Below are 11784 nucleotides of genomic sequence, written 5' to 3'. Positions count from 1 at the left end.
AATTGAACACTTGTCCAACTTTTAAATTTGGAGTAGTGTGTTCCCGATTTATATCTTGGTAGAGGTGCGAATAAAGAATGGCTTATTTAAATCGCGAACAACGTCGTGAAATGATTCTACAGGCAGCCATGCAGGTCGCCTTAAACGAAGGTTTTTCTGCGATGACCGTACGCCGTATTGCCACCGAAGCCCAAACATCGACAGGACAAGTTCATCATCATTTTGCCTCCAGCTCGCATTTAAAAGCAGAAGCATTTATCAAACTGATGCAACAGCTGGACGAAATTGAAAATCAGGTCAGCACAGCCAATGCCTTACAACGTCTTTCCCTCCTGCTGGGTTGCGAAAATATTGAACAGATTCAGCCTTATTTAAGGCTCTGGAATGAAGCTGAAGTGCTGATTGACCAAGATGAAGAAATTAAACAAGCCTACAATATCGCCATGCAAGATTGGCATCTTTCCATTGTCAATATGATCAATGAAGGTCAGGCACAGGGAGAGTTTCATTTTGAGAGCAATAGCCATGACATTGCATGGCGGTTAATTGCATTTGTATGTGGTTTGGAAGGAATTTACAAACTCGGGCTGAATGGTTTAAATGAAGCTGATTTTAAACGTCATACTGAGGCCATGATTCAAGCAGAATTGTTTCTTTAATTTATTTGTCCTGTTCATCCCACCATCTGATGTTATAAATTTCAGAATGTTGAGCCAAAATTTTCTCAATTGTATCTGCCATACAATTGAGTTGATTTGAAATATCAATTTTTTTAAATAACCATTTACGAATAGTAGGTGTAGCGGGATGCAGGAAAATTAAAAAACTATTTTTGTACTCGTCCTCATAACGATTACATCCAATCCCTATATGTGGATACTGTTCATTGTCTAACTCAATAAAACAGCCCCAATCTTCTAAACAGTAATCACTTGCAATACCTTGCTGATTGAACTGTTCAACTAAATATTTTGCCAGACTCTCTGCCCAAATCTGCCCTTCCCATTGATTAATTTCATTTTGGGTCTGAGGAAATGCATCGCTACAAAATTCAATATGTGTTCTTAATCTTGTCATTTTTATTCAAGCTCAAGTTGGTAAAAGGAGGGTTAAAACCAGCCTTTGCGCCCATTTAAAATTGCATCGGCACAACGTAATGTTTCCTGACTCAAGCCCCACAGACGATAATCACCAGTTGCTGAAGTCACATTAAAATTGTGGGTATAAGCAAAGCTCAGTTCACGATCAACATCACACCAAGCCCCCGAGCCATTAAAGCCCACATGTCCAAAGCCGTGTGGCGCACGTTTGCCTAGGGTGAGAATACGGTGATAGCCCAAACGCCAGTGCATTGGAATCGGCATGACCTGATCACGTGTTTTGCTTTGTACCGTACTGAGTTGCTTGAACACTTCTGGTCGAATCAGTTGCTGACCTTGCCATTGCCCCTGATTGGCCAGCATGGCATACACTTTAGCCAGACTATCTGCAGTAAATACACCATTGGCTGCCGGAATAACGGCTTGCAAGCCCTCATCACTATAAAAGCTAAAATGGCGCATCCCTTTAGGAATCATGGCATCCTGAAAATCCTGAGGGTTTTGTCCTGAAAGCTCTAATAAGCGTTCCGATAAAGGGGCTTTACGGGGTTGACTGTTTTTCTTGTTCTGCGGTTTAGCTTGAGATGCCGTTTTGGGTTTTTCCAATAAACGTGCAACACGATCTAATTCTGAAGCAGGCGTTCCAAAATAAGCGCCATCCAGTTCAAGCGGTTGTACCAGATAACGTTGCATCAGCCAGCTTAACGGCTGTTTGGCTGATTTTTCAATGACACCACCCAGAATCCAGCCATAGGTCAAAGGTTGATAAGCATAGCTTTCCCCTGCCATAAAACGCGGTGTTGCTGCAGCCACCACATCCAGCATATGCGACCAATCCAGCATTTCTGTGGCAGTATCAATCATATTGCGAATATCAAACAAACCGCTTTGATGGGATAATACATGACGCAAGGTAATATTGGCTTTGCCATTTTGAGCAAATTCAGGCCAATAATGTGCAATCGGCTGCTCATAATCCAGCACACCTTCACTCACTAAAATATGAGCCAGCGTTGCAAGAATCCCCTTACCTGTTGAATAGCACATGGCCAAGGTATCGGCTTGCCAGTCTTCTTGTTGAGATTTTTTCCCCGTAAAAATCTCAACAACTTTCTGCCCCTGAAAATACACCACCAATGCCGCGCCACCTTGCTGGCTACGTGCATCCTGTAAACGGCTAAACTGGTGAGCCAGATCAATAAAGCGTTCATCAACGCTACCGTGATAATGATGTGTAACAGCAAATAATAATTCTTTAATCAAAGCTCAATTCCTTATGATATTTATGTTTTTATGGTCTCCCTATTGCGCACAACAGGGAGCATTACAATTTAAGAATAGATTAAAGTGCCTTCACTGTACCTGCCACATGTGGCTTTTTAGATTTCAGATTACGGATCAGGAAATCTGTTTGCTTTGCTTCAGCTGCGGTGAGGAACTCAACCGTTGAAGGTAAATACATTGGCAATTTAAACCAGACATCTGCCTCATAAGCTGCTGGAAGCTCAATGCTCGCCAAAGCTTTAGCCTTGCTCCACATACCATGTGCAATCGCCTGTTTAAAACCAAATGCTTTTGCAGTTACGGCATGGATATGAATCAGGTTAAAGTCGCCAGAAATCACCGCATAACGGCGACCCGTATTTTCTGAAATATTCCATTCTGCTTGTGGTTGATAAGCGGGTTCTTGCGTATCTTTAGCCTTCTCACCTGCTTTTTTCTCAGTTTTCTGACGTGATAAATAGGTGGTTAAACTTTCCATCACCACTTCACCGGCAACTTTCGCAGTGGTGATGAAATCAAATTGCAAACCCTTGTCGTGCGGTTTTAACTCACCAAACTTGCACGACAACGTGATTTGCTCATTCACGCCAATATTACGTATTTGCTTGATCTGATTACGAATATGCACCAAACCCAAGATTGGAAACGGGAAAGCTTCGCTGGTCATCATGTGCATTTGCAGACTTTGCGACAAAACCGCCAGATAAATTGCAGGTACAACACCATCATTTTTAAAACCACAAATCTCGTTATAGCTTTCTAAATGTTTGCTATCAATTTTAAGTGTATCTACCACATACTCAACTTGTGGCAGAACCTTTTCACCTTTTGGCTTTTTGAAAATGAGACCTTGAATGACTTTTGGATAAGCTAAATAAGGTTTTGGCAACTGACTAAAATGACGTGTATTCATAATAAACCTTTCAATATTTTTATAAAAAAGGGATGCACAAGCACCCCTCTTTAAAACCCTAATGCTTAAGCACCTAACAAGCTTTGACCGCAGACGCGTACCACGTTACCAGTCACACCTGTTGAACCAGTAGATGCATACCACGCAATTGCTTCAGCTACATCTACAGGTAAACCACCTTGATTCATTGAGTTCATACGGCGACCAGCTTCACGAATCGCGAATGGAATCGCAGCAGTCATTTGCGTTTCAATGAAACCTGGTGCAACTGCATTGATGGTAATACCATTTTTCAATGTCGGCGCAGTAAATTTAACCAGACCGATCACACCTGCTTTAGATACTGCATAGTTGGTTTGACCGAGGTTACCCGCGATACCACTGATTGATGATACACAAACGATACGGCCATTGGCATTTAAACCGTCATGAGATAGTAAGTAATCGTTAACACGCTCAATGGCAGACAAGTTAATGTTAATGACAAGATCCCAAAGCTCAGGCTTCATATTTGCCAAAGTTTTGTCACGGGTAATCCCTGCATTGTGCACGATCACGTCTAAACCGCCTTGTTTTGCAGCAGCAGTCTTGATTTTTTCACCCGCATCCGCAGCCGTAATGTCGATTGCCAACACTGAACCGCCAATTGAACCTGCCACACGCTCAAGATCCGCTTGTTGTTGCGGAACGTCTAAACAAATGACATGTGCACCATCACGCGCCAGTACATGTGCAATCGCTTCACCGATACCACGGCTTGCACCAGTAACCAATGCTGTTTTACCTGCAAGTGGTTTCGCCCAGTCTAAATCAGCCACATCAGCTTTAGATACACGGATCACTTGACCTGATACATAAGCAGAACGTGGTGAAATCAAGAAACGTAAAGTTGATTCAAGGTTCGCTTCTGCACCTTGGTCGACATAAACCACTTGAGCAGTAATGCCTTTTTTGAATTCTTTACCAACAGATTTGATGAAACCTTCAAGCGCACGTTGTGCAATCGCCTGTTTGACTGTTTTTGCAGTTTCAGGTGTGGTACCGATCACAATCACACGACCTGAACTTGAGATTTGACGAGCGATTGGATTGAAAAAGTTATACAACTCTTTTAACTGCTCAGAATCCTGAATGCCAGAGGCATCAAATACAACCGCTTTGAATTTAGATTCTTTATCATCGGCATTTAATGGACGCAGATTTAAACCGACTTTTGCAGCAGTCTGCTGTAACTCAACATTATTACCGACATAGCTATCTGCATGAATATTGCTAAGAACTTGAGCAATCGCAGCAGAAACCGTACTTGATGGTGCTGCGCCAAGCAATACTGCCCCATTCACAACAGGTTGGGCACTTTCAAAACGATCTAGCGTCACTGGTGATGGCAGACCTAAATTTTTTACAACAAATTTACCTAAAGGTGATTGTGTAAATGCTTGGTATTGATCAGTCATGGTTATTATCTCTCATACAAATGAATTTGTTACAAACACATGAATCATGTTGGGATATGGCATGAAATCAATGTCTGATTGACTCATCACAAATCATACTTGAGTTCATGTCTGGATGTCTTGACCTGAATGTGGTCGCAAGCGTCATTCTAGTCAATACAGCTGTATGGGAAATATGGTATGTTTGTAGCAAGAATATCGCAATTATGCTTGGAAAAGCCTTATGAGCAAAACAACTCAAGAAAATCCAGCAGTCGACAATTCTGCTCAGGAGACTGTGTCAAATACATCAACAGCAGCTTCTACGAAACGTAAAACTGCGAGCACAACTCCAAAAGCAGCAACCACGACACCAAAAACAACGCGTGCCCGTTCTACAACACGTAGTGCAGGTGCGGCAAAAAGCGCTGCTTCTTCTACCACGACGAAAGCAGCGACTGCTAAAACAACCAAACCTTCTGTTCAACAGGATAAAACCATGAGCCAAAACACTGTGCGCCGTGTTGCCATTATCGGCGGTAACCGTATTCCTTTCGCTCGCTCTAACGGCGCTTATTTCACAGCTTCTAACATCGACATGTTTACAGCTGCGTTAAACGGTTTGGTTGAGCGCTTCAACCTGCAAGGTCAACGCCTAGGTGAAGTGGTTGCGGGCGCAGTATTAAAGCACAGCCGTGATTTCAACATGACACGTGAATGTGTATTAAATACGCAACTTGCACCAGAAACCCCTGCTTATGACATTCAACAAGCATGTGGTACAGGTTTACAGGCCGCTTTCCTGGTCGCAAACAAAATTGCTTTAGGTCAAATCGAAGTGGGTATCGCAGGTGGTGTTGATACCACTTCTGACGCGCCAATCGCTTTCGGTGACGGCTTACGTAAAGCCCTGCTTGAGCTTAACATTGCCAAAACAGGTAAAGACCGTTTAAAAGCTTTAGCGAAAATCAATGTAAAAGACCTGATGGATGCGCCTAAAAATGGTGAACCACGTACCGGTTTATCAATGGGTGACCACCAAGCAATCACTGCGCTTGAGTGGGGTATTCCACGTGAAGAACAAGATGCGCTAGCTGCTTCTTCTCACCAAAAAATGGCAAAAGCATACGAAGAAGGTTTCTTCGATGACTTAATTACGCCATTCCTGGGTTTAAGCCGCGACAATAACTTACGTGCTGACTCAACTGCTGAAAAACTGGCAAAATTAAAACCAGTGTTTGGTAAAGGCGAAGCTGCAACCATGACAGCGGGTAACTCCACACCATTAACTGACGGTGCGTCATGTGTACTTTTAGCGTCTGAAGAATGGGCGAAAGCCAATGGTCACGAAGTACTTGCTTACCTGACTTTCTCTGAAACTGCTGCGGTTGATTTCGTGGGCAAGAAAGAAGGCTTATTAATGGCCCCTGCTTATGCAGTTCCGCGTATGCTTGAGCGTGCTGGCCTTAAACTTCAAGATTTCGATTACTATGAAATCCACGAAGCATTTGCATCACAAGTACTTTCTACCTTGAAAGCGTGGGAAGATGAAAAGTTCTGTAAAGAGCGTTTAGGTCTAGATGCACCTTTAGGTTCAATTGATCGTAGCAAACTCAACGTTAAAGGTTCTTCTTTAGCTGCGGGTCACCCATTCGCCGCTACAGGTGGTCGTATCATCGCGACTGCTGCGAAAATCTTAAACCAAAAAGGTTCAGGTCGTATTCTTGTTTCGATCTGTGCTGCGGGTGGTCAAGGTGTGACCGCGATTATTGAAAAATAATTGCTCACCGACTGAAGCAAAAAAGCTGAATCACTTGATTCAGCTTTTTTATTGCTCAGGGCTTTACTAGGCTTATACCCTGCTTAATCAGATGCAGATTCATCAAGTTGTATATCATTGCTTTCGATATATTCCTGCCAATGCTGATATTTTTCAGGATGTTTAAACTGTTCCGATTCAGCATAATAATGCAGTAACTGCTTCAATGCATAAGGATAATCCGCATACTGCAATGCCTTCTCAAAATATTGAATGGCCTTTTTAATATTCTGCTTAAACTGATGCCCTGCTTCATACATCAGCGCATAATAGATCGCCGTATATGCTTCGTCTTTATCACGCTTGATCAGCTTGGCAACTTGAGCATACGCCGCCTGTTGATAGTAGATATCGGCAAGCTGTTCTCCACTGAAATAAAACTGCTGTTCGGCACGTTGATAATATGTTTTGGCAAGCTCCAGATCCTGTTCAACGTCAATCCCGTCATAATAAAACCCTGCCAGATTTTTGCAGGCCTGGCCATTCCCCAATTGTGCACTCTTGTTAAAACATTCAATCGCCAGCTGGACATCCTGCTCAATCCCGTGCCCGTTAAGATACATACACCCCAGATTGTTCCAGCCCCACGAATTGTCCAGTTGCACTGCTTGCCAGTAATAGTCCAGCGCGCGCGCATAATCTTGCTGCACACCTTCACCATTATTATAAATCAGGCCCAAGGCCACCATACTCTCACTATCCCCCTGATCCGCAGCAGCCTGATAATATTTTATGGCTTGCGTAATATCATGATGTTCTTCAAAATATTGCGCCATTTTTAACAAGGTGTTGGCCTTCAGCTGGCCAAAATAGCTATCGCCTTGGGCGGCTTTCCAGCGTGAATAGTACTGCTCAAAAAACCTTAAATCTTTGCCATGGAAATTAAAACGCCGCAAATAAAATTGCCCAATTTGATCAGGATCAGCTTTTACCAGTTGACGTTGTGAATCAATAAAGAATAAGTCGAGATCTTTAAATAAAGTTAATAGCCCTTGTTCCGGGTCATAACGCTCAATTGCCGGCGCAATATAATCAAAATTTGTTGTTCCCAGCATGTTTTGTTTTGCATCGTAGTAATAGCTTCCCCCGGTCGTGATGCACTGGAACAAGCCATGACTGACATGCTGGATACGCTCAAACTGATTGGCAAGCGGGATCAGCCATTGTTGTTGCTTGGCATCGAACAGACCATATTGCCCTGCATGTTCAAAAGGATAAATATCCTCGAGTTCATGCAGATATTCCCCCTCAATCAGCTTATCCATACCTTGCGCTAACAAAAAGCAATGGGTTTCGGTCTGATAGACAGTCCATTGCTTGTCTTTGCAATAAGCAAAACTACGATAACCATAGCCCGACCATTCCTTTAGCTGATCAATATCATCAATCAGTAACTCACCATTTGGTTTTAATACACAAATCTTGCGCTGGAATTTATTCGGCTTGACCCATAAATAGCCATTACTGAGCGGTTGCAGTACATCTTCAATATACTCTCCCAGATAGCTGCCGTTACTCAGGAAATAACGTCTCTTTGCCAAGCCTGTTTGTGCACAGTAATACAGCTTAACCTGTTCATTTAAATAATCCAGATCGAAAGGATGATCCGATGACTCAGCGACAATAGCCTGATGCTGGAGATTAACCAGGCGATACTGGCCTGCTTTAAACACATTAAAAACATCCGAGTAACGTAGCTGCTCTACTGCTTCGTAGCAGGCGGGAATCATCCATTGACCATCCTCCACACAGATTAGGCCTTCTAATTCCGGCTTTTCCTGTGGATGCACCACTGCATAATTTTTACCTTCCAGCTGAAAACTGTCATAGGCATCTGCAAACTGTGCTTCGAGCAGAATCTTCCCATAATGATTGAGATAACCATATTGTGCATTGCGCTCAAATACGGCGATTCCCTCATCATTAAATGCCCAGATCTCGTTCATCTGCGGCGCAAGAACAACTTCTCCCTGACGGTTTCTGAGTCCCCATAGGCCATTTTCCTCAAAGCTTTCCGATGCATCGCGATAAAGTGATTCTTCCCAATAGCCCAGTCCCCATTGCACCCAGTCTGTTTGTAAGATATCCCAAAAGTTTTCATAGCCCGTTCTGGTCAAGACCGCATCTAGAACAGTTAGATCCCGCTGCTCCAGAGCTTGATCATACAAGGCTTTTTTCTCCAGGATGTCTTCAAGCCATTGCTGTGCCTGCTGACGATGACTGTCCTCATTCATATTAAAGACATCAGTGGCATCCATTTCTAGCTGTTCATAAGGCAAGTGCTGTAACAGCTCGAACATGGTCTGCTGGGCCTCGACACAGCCCGTCTGTTCACTGAATTGATACTGTTCACTTAATAAATCGTAAAAACGTTGTAAGTACTCAACACCACCTTGGCGGTCAAAGTACAGCAAGTGCCCCTTACGGGAAGGCTGTGCAAAAAACAGCGGAAGTAATAATTGTGGAATTTCATATTTCCACTCACCTAAATAGCCCAAATCGCTATGCTGTTTATCTTTATTAACATTATACAAATAAATACGATGTGCCATGCATTTGTCTCTAGTTATTATCTTTATAAAAGTTCATACCCGAATATAGGGTAAGACTACACTTTTGTAGCCAAGCCTTATATGTGTTGATTACCTAATAGATAGTGTTGCACTTATACTGCTCTATCTCGCCCGTTTAAACTTCACATAATAATCATTTAAAACTTTAATCGCTTGCTTGAGTTGTTTGAGATTGTCTTCATTATTTCCCAACCGCTCAACAAAACGTTGTGAGTGTAATTCCAGATCAATTTTTTCATTAATTTGCAGTGCAATCCGGAACAGCTTTTCTAAATCATCAAATCGTTCTAATTTTCGGTTCGAGAAATATTCCAGACGAAAGCCCAAATCATTCAGTACCACACCATTTAAAATTGGCCCTTGTTCAGCATCAAAAGACAAAGCGTGTTCTTTTAGAAATAGTTGCTCGGGTGTTTGTTTAGAACTTTTAAATAAGTTGCTCAGTTGGCTTAACATTTCAAGATCACATCATTATTTTTTCAACTGTATTAAACCGCTAAACCCATAATTGAAGCAACCACCATAGCACTTGATATAAAAAAAGCACCTGTTAAAAGATGCTTTCTGAACAATTATGCGCCGTACTGCTTCTTTAAATATTCCATAATTTTGGCAGATTCAAACATTTTCACACCTGTATTCGGATCAAGCAGATAAGGCACCTGAATATCGCGTCCCATGACCTCAACCACCTTTTCACGTTTGCCATTCGGCAACGGAATATACTTACCGGGCTTTAGCCGCAATACAGCTGGCCCCATATCCTGCCAACGTTCTTTCGGTACATTATGCAAAATATAGGGCAGTTCTAGCTCGGTCAGTACCTCACGCACCAAACGGGTATACGGGCTCGCCTCAAAGCTCCACAGTTCCAATAACTGCGCTGGTGCTGGACGATCAACAATCTGCGGATCAATCCAGACGCCACGCGCTGCGTTAGCGACTGTGGCCAACGTAGAGACATACGGAAGTTTTGGATAATGGCTATACTTTTTCGGTGTTTTCCCTGTTTTGCCATAGTGCTTAAACAGATGATGAATAATGGCTTGTGACTCATATAACTGGTCACCGGGATTTTCATCAATCAAAAAGGGAAACTGTTTTTTCCCACCTTTGGCTTTGACGATCTGTCGATATTTTTGCCCACCTTTAGGACATGGATAAATTTCCACATCCAGATTCAGTAAGGTGATCACTTCACGGACACGGCGGCAAAATGGTGAACCTTCAAACTCATACAGTTTTATTGCCTTTGCCGGCTGATTAGGAAATGGTGTTCCCATTGCCCCTCGTCCGCCTTCGATTACACTGGCAATAACCGATTGTAAAACCTTGAGCTGGTGATTCACCCTATTCATCATCGCACTCTCCTTTTAGCAATCGACTAATTTTTCTTTTGCAATCACAATGCCATTATTATCTGCGTAGATATAATCGCCCGAGTTGATTGTCACACCACCAAAATACAAGCTGACATCGACTTCGCCTATGCCTTTACGATTACTTTTTTGCGGGATTGCAGCCAACGCATGTACGCCCAAATCCAGTTCTGCCAGTGCATCCACATCACGCACACAGCCATAGATCATCACCCCGTTCCAGTGATGTTTCACTGCTGACTCGGCAATCATGTCTCCCATCAAGGCACAACGCATTGATGCACCACCATCGACTACCAATACTTTCCCTGTACCATCGGTTGCCAACAGCTCTTTCACACGTGAGTTATCTTCAAAACACTTTACAGTCACCACTTGACCGCCAAAGGTTTTACGCGCGCCATAGCTTTTAAAGAATTTACCATCTAAAGACGGGATGACCACTTGTAGCTCTTTTTCCGGGTTATCATCTAACAAATCACAGGTTACAAAAGGAATTGTCGTCACTGAAATTCTCCATTATTTGCTTTGTTGTATACTCAGGTTATCGTAGAGTTTGAATGCGGCAGTCTGTGTTTGTGCTGCAACCAGCATAGTATGCGCCAATTGTTCTGCGGTAACAGGTTTAAGTTTAAACGGCCGAGTCCAGGTTTTTTCGACCAGTTTAAATGCTGTCTGTGCCAGATCTTCAAGCAGACGAACCTCACTACGTTTGCCGATTAAAAGTGAGGGCTGGAAAATTGATAGCTTATAAATTGACAGGCTCTTCAGGTAATTTTCCAGTTCACCTTTGACTTTATTATAGAAAATTGGCGAATTTGCGTTCGCTCCCAATGCACTTACCAGCAATAAATGAATATTTTTATCCTGAATCAAATCAGCAAAATGCGCATTGATTTCATAATCAATTGCATAGAAAGCCTCCTTGGAACCTGCCTGTTTAATGGTGCTTCCCAAGCAACTAAAGGCATGGGTATAGGCACTGACATCTTCATCATTCAATAACAGGAAGTCGTCCAGAATCAGCTGAGTGACCTTGCTATAAGCTTTTAATGTTTCTGAACTTTTTCTAACAACTACGGTAATCGTGTCAAAATCTTCTGCTTGCTGCAGTTCATCCACCAGTGCCTGACCGACCAGTCCTGTCGCACCAATTACAATTGCTTTTTTATCACCTGTTCTCATTTTTAATTCTTCCAAGCCATGACTAGGCTTAATGTAACGTTTTATTGGACGATTATCACCTGTTAAATGTACTTAAAAGTATCACAAGACTTGAC

General features: G+C 42.7%; 11 protein-coding genes. 2 read left to right on the top strand and 9 right to left on the bottom strand.

Going from position 1 to position 11784, the window contains the following annotated elements; genetic code table 11:
- Positions 1-77 precede the first annotated feature (77 nt).
- Entirely contained in the window at positions 78-659 is a 582-nt protein-coding gene (locus J699_RS09885) for a TetR family transcriptional regulator (RefSeq protein WP_032867226.1), read from the top strand.
- Position 660: 1 nt separating this feature from the next.
- Here the strand turns inward: J699_RS09885 and J699_RS09890 are convergent, their stop codons facing one another.
- From J699_RS09890 to J699_RS09905, 4 genes are all read right to left on the bottom strand, one after another.
- On the bottom strand, positions 661-1077 hold the full coding sequence (locus J699_RS09890) for a hypothetical protein (RefSeq protein WP_032867229.1): 417 nt from the start codon (positions 1075-1077) through the stop codon (positions 661-663).
- A gap of 32 nt (positions 1078-1109) precedes the next feature.
- Entirely contained in the window at positions 1110-2363 is a 1254-nt protein-coding gene (locus J699_RS09895; RefSeq protein ID WP_032882811.1) for a serine hydrolase domain-containing protein, read from the bottom strand.
- 79 nt (positions 2364-2442) lie between these two features.
- A complete protein-coding gene (locus J699_RS09900) occupies positions 2443-3297 on the bottom strand; it encodes a MaoC family dehydratase (protein WP_032867233.1) in 855 nt (284 codons plus the stop codon).
- Positions 3298-3362: 65 nt separating this feature from the next.
- Positions 3363-4754, bottom strand: coding sequence for a 3-oxoacyl-ACP reductase (locus tag J699_RS09905; RefSeq protein ID WP_005229792.1), 1392 nt, complete (start codon positions 4752-4754; stop codon positions 3363-3365).
- 223 nt (positions 4755-4977) lie between these two features.
- On the opposite strand from J699_RS09905, the gene J699_RS09910 reads away from it, so the two are divergent.
- Positions 4978-6513, top strand: a complete 1536-nt coding sequence (locus J699_RS09910; RefSeq protein ID WP_005285023.1) for an acetyl-CoA C-acetyltransferase — start codon at positions 4978-4980, stop codon at positions 6511-6513.
- Positions 6514-6596: 83 nt separating this feature from the next.
- Here the strand turns inward: J699_RS09910 and J699_RS09915 are convergent, their stop codons facing one another.
- From J699_RS09915 to J699_RS09935, 5 genes are all read right to left on the bottom strand, one after another.
- The gene (locus tag J699_RS09915; RefSeq protein ID WP_032882810.1) at positions 6597-9104 is read right to left on the bottom strand and encodes a tetratricopeptide repeat protein; all 2508 of its coding nucleotides are present in this window, start codon (positions 9102-9104) and stop codon (positions 6597-6599) included.
- 123 nt (positions 9105-9227) lie between these two features.
- Positions 9228-9581, bottom strand: coding sequence for a hypothetical protein (locus tag J699_RS09920; RefSeq protein WP_032867238.1), 354 nt, complete (start codon positions 9579-9581; stop codon positions 9228-9230).
- A gap of 116 nt (positions 9582-9697) precedes the next feature.
- Positions 9698-10486 carry a glutathione S-transferase N-terminal domain-containing protein gene (locus tag J699_RS09925; protein WP_032882808.1) on the bottom strand — a complete coding sequence of 263 codons (789 nt, stop codon included), beginning with the start codon at positions 10484-10486 and terminating at the stop codon, positions 9698-9700.
- Positions 10487-10498: 12 nt separating this feature from the next.
- Complete coding sequence (rraA, locus tag J699_RS09930) at positions 10499-11011, bottom strand: ribonuclease E activity regulator RraA (RefSeq protein ID WP_032867242.1); 513 nt, start codon at positions 11009-11011, stop codon at positions 10499-10501.
- 12 nt (positions 11012-11023) lie between these two features.
- Positions 11024-11689: an NAD(P)H-binding protein gene (locus J699_RS09935; RefSeq protein ID WP_032867244.1), complete on the bottom strand. Its 666-nt coding sequence runs from the start codon at positions 11687-11689 to the stop codon at positions 11024-11026.
- Positions 11690-11784 lie beyond the last annotated feature (95 nt).

The sequence above is a fragment of the Acinetobacter sp. 1000160 genome (assembly GCF_000588715.1).
Classification (GTDB): domain Bacteria; phylum Pseudomonadota; class Gammaproteobacteria; order Pseudomonadales; family Moraxellaceae; genus Acinetobacter; species Acinetobacter courvalinii.
This window is presented reverse-complemented; position numbering and strand designations above follow the sequence as displayed.

What these genes read in the sequence shown, in the direction of transcription:
- J699_RS09935 (WP_032867244.1), bottom strand. Translation starts at nt 11,689, where the DNA reads ATGAGAACAGGTGATAAAAAAGCAATTGTAATTGGTGCGACAGGACTG.
- J699_RS09915 (WP_032882810.1), bottom strand. Translation starts at nt 9,104, where the DNA reads ATGGCACATCGTATTTATTTGTATAATGTTAATAAAGATAAACAGCAT.
- J699_RS09885 (WP_032867226.1), top strand. Translation starts at nt 78, where the DNA reads ATGGCTTATTTAAATCGCGAACAACGTCGTGAAATGATTCTACAGGCA.
- J699_RS09910 (WP_005285023.1), top strand. Translation starts at nt 4,978, where the DNA reads ATGAGCAAAACAACTCAAGAAAATCCAGCAGTCGACAATTCTGCTCAG.
- J699_RS09920 (WP_032867238.1), bottom strand. Translation starts at nt 9,581, where the DNA reads ATGTTAAGCCAACTGAGCAACTTATTTAAAAGTTCTAAACAAACACCC.
- J699_RS09905 (WP_005229792.1), bottom strand. Translation starts at nt 4,754, where the DNA reads ATGACTGATCAATACCAAGCATTTACACAATCACCTTTAGGTAAATTT.
- J699_RS09925 (WP_032882808.1), bottom strand. Translation starts at nt 10,486, where the DNA reads ATGATGAATAGGGTGAATCACCAGCTCAAGGTTTTACAATCGGTTATT.
- J699_RS09890 (WP_032867229.1), bottom strand. Translation starts at nt 1,077, where the DNA reads ATGACAAGATTAAGAACACATATTGAATTTTGTAGCGATGCATTTCCT.
- J699_RS09900 (WP_032867233.1), bottom strand. Translation starts at nt 3,297, where the DNA reads ATGAATACACGTCATTTTAGTCAGTTGCCAAAACCTTATTTAGCTTAT.